Annotated in this window: 9 protein-coding genes, 2 tRNA genes and 3 rRNA genes; 8 read left to right on the forward strand and 6 right to left on the reverse strand. The window is 43.5% G+C overall.

Going from position 1 to position 18,299, the window contains the following annotated elements:
* The first annotated feature begins 55 nt into the window (after window positions 1-55).
* From E2P86_RS01445 to rrf, 5 genes are all read left to right on the forward strand, one after another.
* A 16S ribosomal RNA gene (locus tag E2P86_RS01445) occupies window positions 56-1,585 on the forward strand.
* A gap of 123 nt (window positions 1,586-1,708) precedes the next feature.
* Window positions 1,709-1,785, forward strand: a tRNA-Ile gene (locus E2P86_RS01450).
* 6 nt (window positions 1,786-1,791) lie between these two features.
* Window positions 1,792-1,865: transfer RNA gene (locus tag E2P86_RS01455), tRNA-Ala, on the forward strand.
* A gap of 193 nt (window positions 1,866-2,058) precedes the next feature.
* Window positions 2,059-4,943, forward strand: a 23S ribosomal RNA gene (locus E2P86_RS01460).
* Between the two features lie 100 nt (window positions 4,944-5,043).
* A 5S ribosomal RNA gene (gene rrf, locus E2P86_RS01465) occupies window positions 5,044-5,155 on the forward strand.
* Together the 16S, 23S and 5S rRNA genes with 2 tRNA genes alongside form the textbook arrangement of a ribosomal RNA operon.
* Before the next feature lie 191 nt (window positions 5,156-5,346).
* On the opposite strand, the gene E2P86_RS01470 is transcribed toward rrf, so the two are convergent.
* Entirely contained in the window at window positions 5,347-6,837 is a 1,491-nt protein-coding gene (locus E2P86_RS01470; protein ID WP_085472483.1) for a catalase, read from the reverse strand.
* 166 nt (window positions 6,838-7,003) lie between these two features.
* Here E2P86_RS01470 and E2P86_RS01475 point away from each other — a divergent pair, with 166 nt between their 5' ends.
* The 3 genes from E2P86_RS01475 to E2P86_RS01485 all read left to right on the forward strand — a co-directional run bounded on the left by E2P86_RS01475 (window position 7,004) and on the right by E2P86_RS01485 (window position 12,780).
* Window positions 7,004-8,887, forward strand: coding sequence for an alpha-L-fucosidase (locus E2P86_RS01475; protein WP_134430272.1), 1,884 nt, complete (start codon window positions 7,004-7,006; stop codon window positions 8,885-8,887).
* Window positions 8,888-8,891: 4 nt separating this feature from the next.
* Entirely contained in the window at window positions 8,892-11,216 is a 2,325-nt protein-coding gene (locus tag E2P86_RS01480) for a glycoside hydrolase family 95 protein (protein WP_134430275.1), read from the forward strand.
* A gap of 67 nt (window positions 11,217-11,283) precedes the next feature.
* Complete coding sequence (locus E2P86_RS01485; protein ID WP_134430278.1) at window positions 11,284-12,780, forward strand: hypothetical protein; 1,497 nt, start codon at window positions 11,284-11,286, stop codon at window positions 12,778-12,780.
* Window positions 12,781-12,837: 57 nt separating this feature from the next.
* Here the strand turns inward: E2P86_RS01485 and E2P86_RS01490 are convergent, their stop codons facing one another.
* The 5 genes from E2P86_RS01490 to E2P86_RS01510 form a co-directional block, all read right to left on the reverse strand.
* Window positions 12,838-14,307, reverse strand: a complete 1,470-nt coding sequence (locus E2P86_RS01490) for a glycine--tRNA ligase (protein WP_085472479.1) — start codon at window positions 14,305-14,307, stop codon at window positions 12,838-12,840.
* A 28-nt stretch (window positions 14,308-14,335) separates the two neighbouring features.
* Window positions 14,336-14,800 carry a thioredoxin-dependent thiol peroxidase gene (gene bcp, locus E2P86_RS01495; protein ID WP_085472478.1) on the reverse strand — a complete coding sequence of 155 codons (465 nt, stop codon included), beginning with the start codon at window positions 14,798-14,800 and terminating at the stop codon, window positions 14,336-14,338.
* A gap of 7 nt (window positions 14,801-14,807) precedes the next feature.
* Entirely contained in the window at window positions 14,808-16,526 is a 1,719-nt protein-coding gene (locus tag E2P86_RS01500; protein ID WP_240775550.1) for a M23 family metallopeptidase, read from the reverse strand.
* Window positions 16,526-17,137, reverse strand: a complete 612-nt coding sequence (locus E2P86_RS01505; RefSeq protein ID WP_085472476.1) for a fumarylacetoacetate hydrolase family protein — start codon at window positions 17,135-17,137, stop codon at window positions 16,526-16,528. The genes E2P86_RS01500 and E2P86_RS01505 overlap by 1 nt, the downstream gene beginning before the upstream one ends.
* A gap of 231 nt (window positions 17,138-17,368) precedes the next feature.
* Window positions 17,369-17,893 carry an RNA polymerase sigma-70 factor gene (locus tag E2P86_RS01510; RefSeq protein WP_240775551.1) on the reverse strand — a complete coding sequence of 175 codons (525 nt, stop codon included), beginning with the start codon at window positions 17,891-17,893 and terminating at the stop codon, window positions 17,369-17,371.
* Between the last annotated feature and the right edge of the window lie 406 nt (window positions 17,894-18,299).

An 18,299-nucleotide genomic window follows, 5' to 3' on the forward strand; every position in this document is an offset into this window, starting at 1 on the left:
ACAAGACAATTCTAATTATTTTGATAAATAGTTAGGTGTCGAACAATTCATTTTTACAATGGAGAGTTTGATCCTGGCTCAGGATGAACGCTAGCGGCAGGCCTAATACATGCAAGTCGAACGGGATCCAGGGTGAAGCTTGCTTCATTCTGGTGAGAGTGGCGCACGGGTGCGTAACGCGTGAGCAACCTACCCATATCAGGGGGATAGCCCGGCGAAAGTCGGATTAACACCGCATAACAATACGGGACCGCATGGTTCTGTATTTAAATATTTATAGGATATGGATGGGCTCGCGTGACATTAGCTAGTTGGTAAGGTAACGGCTTACCAAGGCGACGATGTCTAGGGGCTCTGAGAGGAGAATCCCCCACACTGGTACTGAGACACGGACCAGACTCCTACGGGAGGCAGCAGTAAGGAATATTGGTCAATGGAGGGAACTCTGAACCAGCCATGCCGCGTGCAGGATGACTGCCCTATGGGTTGTAAACTGCTTTTGTCGAGGAATAAACCTACTTACGTGTAAGTAGCTGAATGTACTCGAAGAATAAGGATCGGCTAACTCCGTGCCAGCAGCCGCGGTAATACGGAGGATCCGAGCGTTATCCGGATTTATTGGGTTTAAAGGGTGCGTAGGCGGCCCATTAAGTCAGGAGTGAAAGACGGCAGCTCAACTGTCGCAGTGCTCTTGATACTGATGGGCTTGAATGTCGCTGAAGATGGCGGAATGAGACAAGTAGCGGTGAAATGCATAGATATGTCTCAGAACTCCGATTGCGAAGGCAGCTATCTAAACGATAATTGACGCTGATGCACGAAAGCGTGGGGATCAAACAGGATTAGATACCCTGGTAGTCCACGCCCTAAACGATGATAACTCGATGTTTGCGATATACAGTAAGCGTCCCAGCGAAAGCGTTAAGTTATCCACCTGGGGAGTACGCCCGCAAGGGTGAAACTCAAAGGAATTGACGGGGGCCCGCACAAGCGGAGGAGCATGTGGTTTAATTCGATGATACGCGAGGAACCTTACCCGGGCTTGAAAGTTAGTGACGGATGCAGAGACGCATCCTTCCTTCGGGACACGAAACTAGGTGCTGCATGGCTGTCGTCAGCTCGTGCCGTGAGGTGTTGGGTTAAGTCCCGCAACGAGCGCAACCCCTATGTTTAGTTGCCAGCATGTAATGGTGGGGACTCTAAACAGACTGCCTGCGCAAGCAGTGAGGAAGGCGGGGACGACGTCAAGTCATCATGGCCCTTACGTCCGGGGCTACACACGTGCTACAATGGATGGTACAGCGGGCAGCTACACAGCAATGTGATGCTAATCTCTAAAAGCCATTCACAGTTCGGATCGGGGTCTGCAACTCGACCCCGTGAAGTTGGATTCGCTAGTAATCGCGTATCAGCAATGACGCGGTGAATACGTTCCCGGGCCTTGTACACACCGCCCGTCAAGCCATGAAAGTTGGGGGTGCCTAAAGCATGTAACCGCAAGGAGCGTGTTAGGGCAAAACCGATAATTGGGGCTAAGTCGTAACAAGGTAGCCGTACCGGAAGGTGCGGCTGGAATACCTCCTTTCTAGAGTATCCGGAATGATGCTCGTTACGCCACACATGATTCATAGGAAAGAAACACATTAAGAAGAAAGTGCCCATCCCTAAGGGGTTTCGGTCACCGAGAGAAAGATGAGAAGTAATAGCTAGTCCCGTAGCTCAGTTGGTTAGAGCACTACACTGATAATGTAGGGGTCAGCAGTTCAAATCTGCTCGGGACTACCATCACACGGGGAATTAGCTCAGCTGGCTAGAGCACCTGCCTTGCACGCAGGGGGTCAACGGTTCGAATCCGTTATTCTCCACTATCTTTGGACGCTGTTTGTACATATATAGTATATAGGTACAGATGGACTGTTCGAAAAGAAAAGTTCTTTGACATATTGGAAGAAAGAAGACACAAGAGAAAACAACAGTAGTGTCCGTTATTAACTAATCGTAGAGGTTAGCTAGGGCGGCACGAAAAGCAACTCATGCTTAGCAAAAGGAGCATGGGTGAAGAAAGTAAATAAGGGCACACGGGGGATGCCTAGGCTCTCAGAGGCGATGAAGGACGTGATAAGCTGCGATAAGCTTCGGGGATTGGCAAATGCGATTTGATCCGAAGATTTCCGAATGGGGCAACCTAACATACTGAAGGTATGTTGTATAATACGCGAACGCGCCGAACTGAAACATCTAAGTAAGCGTAGGAGAAGAAAATAATAATGATTTCCCAAGTAGTGGCGAGCGAACGGGAAAGAGCCCAAACCGGTATTGTTACGGCAATACCGGGGTTGTAGGACCACGATATTGTATTGTCGCTATGAACTGGAAGCAGGTGGGAAACTGCGCGATATGGGTGACAGCCCCGTACAGGTAAAGAATGACAGCATAGTGGTATCCTGAGTACCGCGGGACCGGAGAAATCCTGTGGGAATCCACCAGCACCATCTGGTAAGGCTAAATACTCCTGAGAGACCGATAGTGAACCAGTACCGTGAGGGAAAGGTGAAAAGAACCTCGAACAGAGGAGTGAAAAGAACCTGAAACCGTGTGCTTACAAGCGGTCGGAGCTGGCAGGTCCAGTGACGGCGTGCCTTTTGCATAATGAGCCTACGAGTTACTCTTTACTGGCAAGGTTAAGTGGTTCAGCCACGCAGCCGAAGCGAAAGCGAGTCTGAATAGGGCGCATAGTCAGTAGAGGTAGACGCGAAACCTTGTGATCTACCCTTGGGCAGGTTGAAGTTGCAGTAACATGTAATGGAGGACCGAACCGATAAACGTTGAAAAGTTTCCGGATGACCTGAGGGTAGGGGTGAAAGGCCAATCAAACTGGGAAATAGCTCGTACTCCCCGAAATGTTTTTAGGAACAGCGTGGATATAAAGTCTAGCAGAGGTAGAGCTACCGATTGGGTGCGGGGGAGTCAAATCCTACCAAATCCAGACGAACTCCGAATGCTGTTAGATATGATCTGCAGTGAGGCTTTGGGTGCTAAGGTCCAAGGCCGAGAGGGAAAGAACCCAGACCATCAGCTAAGGTCCCCAAATGTAGTCTAAGTTGAACTAACGAGGTCCGGTTGCCCAGACAGCTAGGATGTTGGCTTGGAAGCAGCCATTCATTTAAAGAGTGCGTAACAGCTCACTAGTCGAGCGGCCGGGCGTGGATAATAAACGGGCATCAAGATTACTACCGAAGCTATGGATTTGTAACATTGGTTACATCTGGTAGGGGAGCATTCTATGGTGGGTGAAGCAGCATGGTAATGTGCTGTGGACAGCATAGAAAAGCAAATGTAGGCATAAGTAACGATAAGGCGGGTGAGAAACCCGCCCACCGAAAGACTAAGGTTTCCTGATCAACGCTAATCGGATCAGGGTTAGTCGGGGCCTAAGGCGCATCCGAAAGGAGGTAGCCGATGGACAACTGGTTAATATTCCAGTACTTTTTATAACTGCGATGTGGTGACGGAGTAGTGACACTGCCGCGAACTGACGGAATAGTTCGTTGAAAGGCGTAGGTATAGGGACGGTAGGCAAATCCGCCGACCCTGCTGAAACCCAATAGTACAGCAAAGCTTCGGTGGCGCTGATAGAGCAGGTAAACAGACTTCCAAGAAAACCCGCTAAGCTTCAGGTTATAAAAACCCGTACCGTAAACCGACACAGGTAGTCGAGGAGAGAATCCTAAGGTGCTCGAGTGAATCATGGCTAAGGAACTCGGCAAAATGGCCCTGTAACTTCGGGAGAAGGGGCGCTTCCTCTAGAGATAGAGAAGCCGCAGTGAAAAGGCCCAGGCGACTGTTTAGCAAAAACATATGGCTTTGCGAAATCGAAAGATGAAGTATAAGGCCTGACACCTGCCCGGTGCTGGAAGGTTAAGAGGGGATGTCATCGCAAGAGAAGCATTGAATCGAAGCCCCAGTAAACGGCGGCCGTAACTATAACGGTCCTAAGGTAGCGAAATTCCTTGTCGGGTAAGTTCCGACCTGCACGAATGGTGTAACGATCTGGGCGCTGTCTCAGCCATGAGCTCGGTGAAATTGTGGTATCGGTGAAGACGCCGGTTACCCGCAACGGGACGGAAAGACCCCATGCACCTTCACTATAGCTTAACATTGGAATTGGGTACAGGATGTGTAGGATAGGCGGGAGATGTTGAAGCGGCTTCGCTAGGAGTCGTGGAATCAACCTTGAAATACCGCCCTTTCTGTATTCGGTTTCTAACTCGATCTTATCGAGGACATTGTTTGGTGGGTAGTTTGACTGGGGTGGTCGCCTCCAAAAAGGTAACGGAGGCTTTCAAAGGTAAGCTCAGTACGCTTGGTAACCGTACGTGGAGTGCAATGGCATAAGCTTGCTTGACTGTGAGACCAACAAGTCGACCAGGGTCGAAAGACGGACATAGTGATCCGGTGGTTCTGTATGGAAGGGCCATCGCTCAAAGGATAAAAGGTACGCTGGGGATAACAGGCTGATCTCCCCCAAGAGCTCATATCGACGGGGAGGTTTGGCACCTCGATGTCGGCTCGTCACATCCTGGGGCTGGAGAAGGTCCCAAGGGTTGGGCTGTTCGCCCATTAAAGTGGCACGCGAGCTGGGTTCAGAACGTCGCGAGACAGTTCGGTCCCTATCTGTTGTGGGCGTTGGAAGTTTGAGTGGATCTGACCTTAGTACGAGAGGACCGGGTTGGACAGACCGCTGGTGAACCTGTTATGCCGCCAGGTGTACGGCAGGGTAGCTACGTCTGGAATAGATAAGCGCTGAAAGCATCTAAGTGCGAAACTAGCCACGAGATGAGACTTCCTTATAGGGTCGTTGGAGATGACAACGTTGATAGGCTATAGGTGTAAAGGTTGAGAGACCAAAGCCGAGTAGTACTAATAGCCCGAAGCTTTCTACAGCGATAGAAACACTGTTGTTTTCTTACTTGTTTCCCTTCTTTCTTCCTGATATGTTATTTGGTTGTTTGTTTAAATTTTATAGCAAGCACATAAAGATATTCAGGTGCCTATATCGGCGGTGTCTACCTCTTCCCATTCCGAACAGAGAAGTCAAGCCCGCCAGAGCCGATGGTATTGCCGTAACAGGTGGGAGAGTAGGTCGGCGCCTAATTTTATACGAAAGCCCCTTCAGGAAACTGGAGGGGCTTTTTTGGTTGCTAGTGGGTAGATCGTAGATTGTAGAAAGTAGATCATAGAGGGTAGTTCGTAGGCTTTAGTTTATGGAAAGTAGTTCGTAGTTTATAGTGAATTGTCTGTAAACAACCAACCATAAACTACGATCTAACAACTATAAACTCCCAACTACTTAGGCATGTGTTCACTTAGCTTATCCATGGATAAGCCCAAGCCCTTTGCGACACTCATACCTAAATTTGTATCGGCACGGAACCAGTGACATAGCTGACGCATAATGATTTCGTCCTTTTTCGGACCATCGACGCCTGACATATTATCCACAATATTATTTACGAGATGCTCCTTTTCGTTCGCATCCAATAATCGATAGAGATCGCCGGGTTGTGTAAAGTGGTCATCATCGTTATTATTACGATCATAATGATCTGCTACCAGACTATCTAGTTTTAACGGTGGTTCAACATAGCTCTGGTCGGCTACGAAGCCATCGAAACTGTTAGGATGGTAATTCGGCAGGGATCCTCCATTGCCATCAACGCGCATGTATCCGTCGCGGTGATAATTGTTCACCATAAAAGGACAACGGTTTACAGGGATTTGCTCGAAGTTTGTTCCTAAGCGGTAACGGTGTGCGTCAGGGTACGATAATATACGTCCTTGAAGCATTTTATCTGGTGAGAAACTAATTCCGTCTACAACATGGGCAGGTGCGAAGGCCGCTTGTTCGACATCTGCAAAGTAGTTTGCTGGATTTTCATTGAGTTCCAGAATCCCAACTTCGATAAGGGGATATTCTTTTTGTGACCATACTTTCGTTAAATCAAATGGGTTCCATCGAAATGTTTTGGTTTGCTCCTCGGTCATAACCTGAATATGTAGTTTCCATTTTGGGAAATCACCTTTCTCAATAGTTGTATAGAGATCACGTTGTGCGTAATCGGGGTCAATCCCGCGCATCTCCATCGCTTCCTTACCGGTTAAGTTTCGGATTCCTTGTTCCGTGCGAAAATGGAATTTCACATATACACGTTCATTATCCTTGTTAATCATGGAGAAAGTATGGCTACCATAACCATGCATATGTCTGAATCCATATGGTGTTCCTCTATTGGACATGAGTATAGTGACTTGATGTAATGATTCTGGATTTAGCGACCAGAAGTCCCACACCATTGTCGGGAACTTACAGTTTGTATACGGATCCCTTTTTTGGGTATGTATAAAATCTGGAAATTTACGAGGATCTTTAATAAAGAATACCGGTGTGTTGTTACCAACAAGGTCATAATTTCCATCTTCCGTATAAAATTTCATGGCAAAACCTCTTGGATCGCGCTCGGAATCCGCGGAGCCACGCTCGCCACCAACAGTGGAGAATCGCATAAACACTTTGGTTTCTTTTCCTACCTTGTTTAAAAATTTGGCGCGGGTGTACTTACTGATGTCATTAGTGACGGTAAATTTTCCATAAGCGCCTGAACCTTTTGCATGGACAATACGTTCCGGTATGCGCTCCCGATTAAACTGCGCAAGTTTTTCATGCAGAAAGTAGTCTTGTAATAGCAATTGACCACGTGGTCCTGCGGAAAGTGAATCCTCGTAATGCGGCATTGGCGCGCCTGAAGATGTCGTGATTTTTTTATTGTTCTCTCCCATAATGTTTAATTTTCTCAAATCTAACTTTAAAAGATACAGCCTGTATATCATATTGTTCTATAGCGTATAACGCTTTTCGATAATAGCCTTGTATCTTTTCCGATATTTTAATTTTATTCCATCTATTATTGTTATTTTCACCTACCTGAATCTATTATTATTAAGCATGAAAAGAGTCAAATTGTTTTTGATGAGCGGTGTTTTGCCCTTGTTTTTATTCGGACAAAATCCACCGAAGCCTTATGGTGTCTTACCTTCTGAGCGGCAACTTCGTTGGCACGAAATGGAAATGTACTGTTTGATCCATTATACCCCTACCACATTCCAAAATAAGGAATGGGGTTATGGTGATGCCGATCCACATATTTTTAATCCACGAAATTTTAATGCTGATCAAATAGCTAAGGCTGCTGCTTCTGCTGGTTTTAAAGGATTGATCTCTGTTGCAAAACACCACGATGGCTTTTGTTTATGGCCCACGAAAACGACATCTTATAGCGTTGCAAGCTCTTTGTACAAGGAGGGGCGTGGGGATATGGTTCGTGAATTTATGGATGCGACGCATGCACATGGGATGAAATTCGGGGTTTATCTTTCGGCGTGGGATCGGAATGATACGCGATATGGCACACCCGCATATGCTGATGCTTACCGAGAACAGCTTACAGAATTGATGACCCAATATGGGGAGCTTTTTACGTCATGGCATGATGGTGCTAACGGTGGTGATGGTTATTATGGCGGGCGAAATGAAAAGCGTATTATCGACCGAACAACCTATTATGATTGGTTTGGAAAGACTTGGCCTATTGTTCGGAAGCACCAACCTATGGCGATGATTTTTTCTGATGTAGGACCTGATATGCGTTGGGTCGGTAATGAGCATGGTTCGGCTGCTGAGACGAGTTGGGCAACAATAACTCCGAAGAGCAAAGATGGTAAAAAACCTGTACCGGGTGTAGTAGATGAGTCTAATTTACCGACAGGAGATCGTGGAGGAGAGCAATGGATCCCGGCTGAATGTGACGTTCCTCAGCGACCAGGTTGGTTCTATCATCCCGAGCAAGATCAGCAAGTGAAAACGCCAAATCAGTTATTTGATATCTACTTAAAGTCGGTCGGACGAGGTGCTAATATGAACCTAGGTCTTGCACCGATGCCGGATGGTTATCTGCATGAAAATGATGTGAAATCGCTAGCTGCTTTTGGACAAAAAGTGGAACAAACATTTAAGAAAAACTTAGCTGGAGGCGCAAAGATTGTTGCTTCTAATGTAAGAGGGAAAGCCAAAATATTTGCACCATCAAATCTTTTGGATGCCGATCGTTATAGCTATTATGCTTCAGAAGATAATGTACATGATCCCGTCTTGGAAATTCAACTTCAGGGAGAAACCACATTTGACATCATTCGCTTGCGTGAGAATATTAAGTTAGGACAACGGTTGGATAGTGTGGTCGTCGAGGAGCACAAGAACGGCCGCTGGCAGGTATTGGCACGAGCAACGAGTATTGGAGCAAACAGACTTATTAAATTAGATCATCCCGTTACAGCACGTAAATTAAAACTAAAATTATATGCCCCTGTTGCGCCTGCATTAAGCGATTTTGCGCTTTTTAAAGAATATGATGAGCCGTTTAAATTTGAGAGAGAAGCGCAAGCTAAAGTAAAAGTAACTAGAACAGGATTTGATTTGGTGACAGCAGGTGCTGATCAAGCTGTAGATGGAAAATCGGAAACATTTGCTTCTTTACCTAAATCGGAAGATGGCCTTGTCTTTAAATTGAATAAGGCTGTTTCTTCCATTGGTTACTTGCCGCGGCAGGATGGACAAAAAGAGGGGATGGTCACAAAGTTTGTTATTTATGTGAGTTCTGATAATATCCAATGGAGGCCGTTGAGACAAGGAGAGTTGTCCAATATTCAAGCGAACCCAATTGAGCAGTTCGTTTCCTTTGGGACACCAATTCAAGAAGGTTATATTAAGTTTGTCCCGAAAGAAACAATCGGAACAACATTTACGGTTGCGGAGTTTAATCTATATCAATAATCCTATGAGACTTTTTTGTACGTTGGTGCTCGTTGTGATCACCCTACATTTGAATGCGCAAGATTTACTGATGTGGTATAATAAGCCCGCGACCCGTTGGGAAGAAACATTACCTTTAGGTAATGGCCGTGTCGGGATGATGCCTAACGGTGGAGTCCGTGACGAGGCTATTGTATTGAATGAAATTTCCATGTGGTCGGGTAGTCCAGAGGACCCGAATAATTACGATGCTTACAAAAGTGTTCAGCAAATTCAAGAGCTGCTATTTGCGGGAAAGAATGACGAAGCGGAAAGGTTGGTCAACCTTAATTTTGTATGTAGTGGGCAAGGTTCTGGTCATGGAAATGGTGCTAAAGTGCCATACGGTGCATTCCAGAACTTTGGTTTTCTAAATTTTTTACACCAAATTGGTGATGGGGATATTGTCGATTATAAGCGTACTTTGGACCTGGATAAAGCTTTAGCAACGACCTCGTTTGCTGTAAATGGTACAACATATCGACGGGAATATTTTACATCTTTTGACCGGAATGTAGGTGTTATCCGCTTGTCGGCGAGTAAAGCACAATCCATTTCTTTTGCCTTGCATTTTTACCGCGATGAAAATCTTTCTCAGGTTCAAGTGGAGGAGAATGAGATAAAAGTAAGCGGCTATCTTCCTGATGGAAAAGGTGGAAACGGGATTCAGTTTGCGGGACAGGTTAGGATTGTGGCCCAAGGAGGGAAACGTATGGTGCACGATAATGAACTTATCGTAAAGGACGCAGATGAAGTCTTGATCTACGTAGGCGCTTCAACAAGTTATTATGGGCATGACCCCGTTCGCACTGTGTCAGATGAAATAAATAGCACCAATCAACTGAAATACGCAACCGCTTATGAACGACATCTTACAGCTTATTCTCCGATTATGAGCCGGGTATCGTTATCACTAAAAGACGACGTATCTCGACAAGATGTTCCGACCGATATACGCATTCGTGATTTTCACCTTAATCCACAGCATGATAACGGTTTGGCATCCTTGTATTATCAGTTTGGGCGATACTTAAGCATCGCTAGTACCGCACCAAAAGTAGCAAATGCTTTACCACCCAATTTGCAAGGATTATGGGCACATCAGATACAAACACCATGGAATGGGGATTACCACTTGAACATCAATGCACAGATGAATCACTGGGGCGTTGAAGTAAGTAACCTCTCGGAATATCACCTGCCTTTTATCGAGATGATAAAACGTATTGCGAAGACGGGAGAAAAGACAGCCAAAGCGTATTATAATGCACCAGGTTGGGTGGTCTACATGATGACCAATGTTTGGGGATATTCAGCGCCTGGGGAGCAGGCTTCCTGGGGAGCTAGTACGGCATCCGGCTGGTTATGCAATCATTTGTGGGAGCACTATCTGTTTACCGGAGATACGGATTACTTACGCGAGATTTATCCGCTTCTAAAAGGTGCTGCGGAATTTTATAAAGCAACCTTGGTGAAAGATCCTAAGACCGGTTGGCTGGTTACTTCGCCGTCGGTATCCCCGGAAAATGCTTTTCGGATGGATAACGGTAAGACAACAGCCGTTGTGATGGGACCAACGATCGACAATCAGATCGTACGGGAGTTGTATGGTGCCGTTATCGAGGCAGATAAGCTACTTGGACTAAAAGATCCCTTTGCTGCAACACTAAGCACCGACCTAAAAGATGTTCCGCCAGCAGTGGTGATCAGTAAGTCAGGCCGTGTTATGGAGTGGCTCGAAGATTATAAGGAGGTGGAACCAAAACATAGACATGTATCACATTTGTATGGATTGTATCCAGCAAATTTCATTTCGCCTGTTACAACAAAAGAATGGGCTGATGCTGCTCGAAAAACGCTAGAGGTACGTGGTGATGAGGGAACAGGATGGTCACGCGCATGGAAAGTTCTTTTCTGGGCACGGTTGCATGATGGAGATCATGCATTAGAGATTTTACGTCAACTCCTCAAACCAGCCTATGCGGAAGGAACTGATTATAAAGGTGTCGGTGCTGGGACGTATCCAAATTTATTTTGTGCACATCCTCCTTTCCAGATTGACGGTAATTTTGGAGGATCCGCTGGAATTGCTGAAATGTTACTTCAGTCGCATGATGGCTACATTCATCTGTTGCCGGCTCTTCCAGGTTTCTGGAAGGAAGGTCAGGTAAAAGGCTTGAAAGCTCGTGGCAATTATTTGGTAGATATTAGTTGGAAAGACGGAAAAGTAATAGATTATAAGATCAAGGGAAAGAATAAGGGAACGGTGAAGGTACTGGTCAACGGGAAACTGAGTAATATTAAAATTTGAGAAAAACAGGCGGAAACGCCTGTTTTTTTTGTATCTTATAGAAATTCAGATAATTATAAACAATAATATGATGAAAAGACTAACCGCATGGTGTCGGTATAGCCTTTCTCTATTTTTAATCGTTGTTGTAACCATTTCCTGTAAAAATGAAGTAATATCTTTTGACGATCATAATGAAAGCTATACCGTAGCGTTCGAGTTCCAGGAATTCGACGCCTCTGTTTCCCCCTTACAAAATATAGGAAAGTATACGGCCTTGTCTAAACTTTCTAGTATAACGAATGTTCCTCCACAAGTCGTGCAAGATGAATACCTCTACTACTGGTCTTTTAATACGGGATCGTCTATCCCTGATATTTCAATAGATAAAAATGCTAAGTTCTTATATAATGACGGTGAAGTTCCAGATGACTTTAGTGCACAAGGCTGGGCTTCTAATGGTTTTGCAGGTGGGTATGCTATGGTGCTTCGTGGTCTCCAGGATCTGGTTGTTAAAGTGCCCTTGGACCGTGTTCAATCATTGAAATCAATAGGTTTTGATATCAGTTCATCTGCAACAGGGCCAAAAGATTTTGAATTTCTATATACGCAAGATGGCGAAACCTATCACTCCATTTCAGCAGATAATCAATTTGCCAACGTCGGGTCCAGCTCATCGAGTTATCCGAAGAATAGCTTTATTTTTTATGTGGATACTCTAGCTTTGGATTATGATCGACCATTGTATGTTCAATTGCTTATGAAAGCAGGTGATCGCGGTTCTGCCGGTAATTATAATGCATCGATGGGGGTAACGCGTATTGATAATTTTAATCTGACGGGATTAAGTAAAACTATGACCCATTCATCGATCCGTCGTCTTCACTATGCGGTATTCAACCGAGAGACGAATCGCTTGGTAGAGGAAAATAATGTGGATTTTTCAGCAGAAGGGTGGCCCGGTCTTTCTTTACAGTTGCCACCTGGTGAATATGTGAGCATCTTTTTATCTAACGAGTCCGCTGCTGATCTGTACATTTCGGATATAACCGATGCACAAACATATTCCGTGCGGAATTTATTCTCGAACAGTAAGGCCAAAATATTTGGTGTGACACATACTTTTTCCGTCCGACAAGATATCGATGTTCCACTTTTATTGCATCGCTATTATAGTATGGTTAAGTTTGAATTTACAGATAATCGTGATCTTACCAATGTGGGAAGGATTACTATTAAACCGTTACATACACCTTTTGTATATGTACCATTTGGTGATCGTTCTAAAGATATAGGGGGCGATGATGAAATTGTTTCGTTCGCTGTGGATTTTGAGGCGGAGAGTAAAGAGTTTTATTTTCATCAGTTTATGGGAGATCAGGGAGAGCCTCAAGAGGTTGTGTATCTGGTGACAGTGCGGGATAAAGAAGAGCGACAGTTGAGAGAGTTTACGGTCAATAGTCGTATGCGAAATAACATGCAACTTGTTTTTAGAGGAGAACTGTTGAGCGGAATCGATCAAGAAGCGGAATTTAAAGTTCGTTTGAACGAAGACTGGGACGGTGAAATTATAGAACCTTTCTAGCATAAAAAAGGTGGCTATCCTTTAGAAACAGCCACCTTTTTTATATCGTTGAATAGATTAAACTAGTTTTTCCAGTAAGTTATTCCAACCGACTAAATCTCCGATAATTCGGCTTAGGTCGGCAATATTCACACGCTCTTGTTCCATACTGTCACGATGACGAATGGTAACGGTGTTATCCTCTAATGTTTGGTGATCCACTGTAATACAATATGGTGTTCCAATAGCATCTTGACGACGGTAACGCTTTCCAATGGCATCCTTTTCATCATATTGGACATTGAACTCCATTTTAAGCTTCGCCATAATTTCGCGTGCTTTTTCCGGTAACCCATCTTTTTTCGTTAATGGAAGTATAGCTGCTTTTACAGGAGCGATTGCGGGATGAAATTTCAATACCACACGAGAATCTTGTTTTTCTTCTGTTGATAGATCTTCTTGTTCCAATGAATTGGCAAGTACCGTGAGGAATAAACGATCTAATCCAATAGAAGTCTCGATAACATACGGAATGTAGTTTTGGTTTATTTCTGGATCGAAGTATTGCATTTTTTTCTTCGAAAACTCTTGATGCTGTTTCAAGTCAAAATCCGTACGGGAGTGAATACCTTCTACCTCTTTAAATCCAAATGGGAATTCGTATTCGATGTCTACTGCAGCATTAGCGTAGTGTGCTAATTTGGCGTGATCGTGATAACGGTATTTCGCTGGATCTGAACCTAAAGCCAAGTGCCATTTTAAGCGTGTCTCTTTCCATTTTGCATACCACTCTAATTCAGAACCGGGACGTACAAAAAATTGCATTTCCATTTGTTCAAATTCTCGCATACGCATAATGAACTGACGTGCAATAACCTCGTTACGGAAAGCTTTACCGATTTGAGCGATACCAAAAGGGATTTTCATTCGTCCAGTTTTCTGAACATTCAAGAAGTTCACAAAGATACCTTGCGCTGTTTCTGGACGAAGGTACACTTGCTCTGCTCCGTCAGCCATCGCACCCATCTGCGTTGCAAACATCAAGTTAAATTGACGTACATCGGTCCAGTTTTTTGTGCCTGAGATGGGGCATACGATATTATGTTCTTCGATGATGTCTTTCAAACGTACTAAGTCGTCCGCATTTAAGGCGTCATCCAAGTCTTTTTGCAGCTGCGTTGCTTTATCTGTTTTACCGTCTTTCTCGTATCGATCGATTTTATCTTCGATAAGTTGATCGGCGCGATAACGTTTTTTAGAATCTTTGTTGTCTATCATCGGATCGTTAAATCCATCCACATGCCCAGACGCTTTCCAGGTTGTTGGGTGCATGAAAATTGCGGCATCGATACCTACAATGTTTTCATTGAGTTGCACCATGGATTTCCACCAATAGGTCTTCAAATTGTTCTTTAGTTCAGAACCTAACTGACCATAATCATATACGGCACTTAGGCCGTCATAAATTTCACTTGACGGGAATACAAATCCGTATTCCTTGGCATGCGATATAATGCTTTTAAAAAAATCGTCTGTTTGCTTGCTCATAAGGGCAAATATAAAGGATTCGCCCGACTTATTGTGCTAATAAGTCGCGAATTTGTTGCGTTGCGTTTTTGTTATCTACTTTTTTGATTATGTGTTGGATAACGCCCCCCTCATCGATCACAAAAGTGGTCCTTGCTGTCCCCATATACTTTTTGCCGTACATGTTTTTTTCTACCCATACGCCGTAATCATTTACAATTTTTTGGTCTTCATCGGCAAGAAGATTGAACGGGAGTTCATGCTTGCTAATAAATTTCTGATGCGATTGTTCGCTATCAATACTAACACCCAATACCTCGAAACCATCTTTTAATAGTGCCTGATAATTATCACGGAAATTACAAGCCTCTGTTGTACAACCTGGTGTATTATCTTTGGGGTAGAAATATAAAATAACCTTCTTTCCTGTGAAATCAGACAATTGAATTGTTTCTCCTTTTTGATTTTTTGCTGTTATTGCGGGGGCTTTATCGCCAATTTGTAGTTCTGCCATGGTTTAATTATTTACTAAAATTAACTTCATATACTTTCTCGTTGTCTTTCCAATCCTTTACCACCAGTTTAAAGCGATGAGTTCCCTTGGATAAAGTAGGATCAAAGACATGCCACAAGTGTTTGTTTTTAGAATCATACTCCATTAAAACCCATTGATCATCGATGTAACCGTCGAAGGATTGAATTCCGGAGAAGTTATCCGAGATGGTAAAATCTATTTTTCGCTGTGCTGCTATACTTTTACCGGCACTAAAATTTCGTGGAGAGATCGTTGGAGCAATGGTGTCAACGACAACATAAAAGTTGCCAAAATTCCGTGTGTTGACGGTCACCCATCCATTTTCGAACTTTCCTCCTTCAGCACCACCTTCAGCTGAAGCAATCAATGCTTTATCTTGTAGATGCGCGGGCAAGTTTGTCGGTTTAATGCTTAAGTTGTAGGCGGAAAACAAGGGCGTTAAGCTATTATGTACACGATGTGTTATGGAATATGCATTTGTCGGTTGTGGAGCAGTGCTATACAGAAAATCAACATCATCGTATAGCACACCTTGCGGTATATTTATTTTGATTGCTTCTTGTTCAAATGTATTTACTTTGTTGTACGAAAAGAGTTCGCCATATCGCTTTGGTGCAGCAGCGGGAGGAACAGGGTTATTTTGAATTTTAAAATCCAACTCACTGCAATTACCTGCTACATCCTTTACCACATATTTCGCATCATATGTTCGCGGTTCGGTCAGATAGATAACACCTCTATCTTTTAGCGTTTTGAAAATTTCAATAGCATTTCCTGGATCTTTAAAGCTTTTTTGAATTTTCGCTTTTGTTTTTTTCCAATGCGGATAGTCTATGTAAGAATGGATTCCTCGGGAGGTATTAAAGTCCAATTCTTCAAAAACAACGGTAGAAACGGCTTGTCCATCAATAAAAAGCTCGATAGAGTATACGCCGTTTTGAAAACCACCAGCCCGGTGTCTATCAATGGTACTAATGCCCAAGCCAAATTTGGCTTGTACTTGTACCGGAGACTGGAGCGCATATCGACCACTCCCTATACTACGGACAGCAAATGATTTACGTGGGGTATTCTCACTGAACAGCTCATCATTTAAATCATACAGCATAATGCTGTTTATTGTTGGATTAAAGTTATCCGCAAAACGGAGTCCGAAGAGCTGTGGGTTTAACGGGTGTTGTGTCTTTGTATCACGGATTTCAAAATGCAAGTGCGGCCCACCTGATCCCCCTGAATTTCCGGCATCTCCGATGTATTGTCCTTTTGTTAACTGAACTTGCTCGGGCGTTAAGGTTACATCTACATCAAAACGTCGCTGTTTAAACTGCTCGGCGCGAACGATCGCAGTTAGCGCCTCATTGAAGCCATCCATATGTAGGTAGACTGACGAAAAACCATTCGGATGATCAATGTACATTGAATTACCTCCACCTCCAATTTGTACCCGTATACGGGAAACAAAGCCATCGGCGGCAGCATGTAATGGTAAACCGATGCGTTGTTGTGTCCGGTAATCGTCACCAGCGTGGAAATGTGTTGTCCGGAGCTCTCCAAAAGTTCCAGAGGCATCTAGCGCAATATTTAAGGGATTGCGGAAGTAACCCTGTGGATAATCCCGAGAAGTAATCACATCTCTTTTTTGAGCTTGTGCAAAGAAAAGAGACAGCGCACAGCTGGCCAAAATGGCTATACGTTTCTTCATCATTATTTAATTTGGCAGATAAACATAGATTTTTCTGCAATAAATCCTTCTAGTTTGTCCCCAATAGCAACCGGACCAACCCCGGCCGGTGTACCCGTAAAGAGCAAATCACCTTTACGGAGGGTGATATATTGTGAAATAAAAACGATCAAGGATTCGATATCAAAAATCATATCCTCGGTATTCCCGATTTGTACGACTTCTTCATTTTTCTTGAGACTAAAATTAATATTGTTGATCGACTCAAATTCGTCTTTGGGAATTAATGTACCGACTACTGCAGAGTGATCGAAAGCTTTAGCTAATTCCCACGGAAGTCCTTTTTGTTTGAGTGTAGACTGTAAATCACGGGCCGTAAAGTCTATCCCTAAACCGATGGCATCGTAATATTTGTGTGCGAATTTTTTAGTGACGTGCTTGCCTTCATTGCAAATACGGACGACAACTTCTACTTCATAATGTACATCTTTCGAAAAATCTGGATAGTAAAAGTCCTTGTTATCTTTGAGGACAGCGGTGTCCGGTTTTAAAAAGATGACAGGGTTCTCCGGAACCGGATTATTAAGTTCTTTAGCGTGATCGATATAATTTCTACCTACTGCAATAATTTTCATGTGTTGAAATAGACTTTTATGTTGGGTGTTTTAAACAAACTTAATCATTCCTCCTCCTTATTCCAAAGGTAGTCTTCGGATAATAGGGGCTTTAAAAGTGTCGGAGAGGGACTACAGATTCCTTTCCAGGGCCTTCATTCATTACGCTGACGTTGTTTGAGAAGTTCGATGACTATACGGAAACGGGGTGTTATGGGCTTGAAAAGGAAAGTAATCTTTTAATTATTAGCATTATTTCAGGGGTTGAAAATGTGCCCGCAAGATTACGAGAGCTTTGCTTATATGATATTCGACGGCACGCTCTGAAATGAACAATAATTGTGCAATCTCTCTGTTGGTGAGCCCTTGCTCTCGGCTCATTTTAAATACATTTTTACATTGTTTAGGAAGCATATTCACAACATGGTTTATACGATCTTTAAGCTCTTTGAAATGTAGTTGACTATCTTCGTAGATTACATTGCTTTCTGTCAGAATGACTTCGTGATGCCGGTTCCGTGTGGCCTTATTACGGATATATTCCAAGCTCTTTAATTTTACGGAACGGAGTAGGTAGCGCTCCGCATCATGCAGGGATAACTTATCTTTGCGTTCCCACAGTGATTTGAAGATTTCCTGTACAATTTCCTTTGCATCGTCTTCGTTATCCGCAGTTTTTAATGCAAAAGAATACATACGCTTCCAATAGGTTTGGAAGAGCTCTTCGAAAGACTCTCTGGTGATGTGGTGTGTTGTATGGTCTGCGTTGATATCCAAAACGATGGTAAAGATACATTTTATTTAGAATGATTATAAATAAAATACATCTTTATCCATTTATACTTGTTTTCCCGATCCGATACTTCCTTTTATTTTTTCTGTTAGCTTATATCGATTGGGTACTTTTTTTTGTGAAGGACTTTCGCACCTAATGATTTCATTCTCTTTAAGAATCCTTAAGTTATTGAATATACTAGCATAGCAGTATTTTTTTTCTACTTGGTTTAAGAGCAAGAAAATTTGATCTCCTGAAAGACTATCATTTGTCTGTATGATGGTTTGGATAATTGCTTTTTGAATGGGTTTTAGTTGTTCAAAATCAATATACATAATGTTGACCAATTATTTGTTTTTTATGCTTAGCGACCAAGTTGATAAAGAATCTATGACCATTTTTTCGTCG

It is taken from the genome of Sphingobacterium psychroaquaticum, assembly GCF_004421025.1.
GTDB lineage: Bacteria > Bacteroidota > Bacteroidia > Sphingobacteriales > Sphingobacteriaceae > Sphingobacterium > Sphingobacterium psychroaquaticum.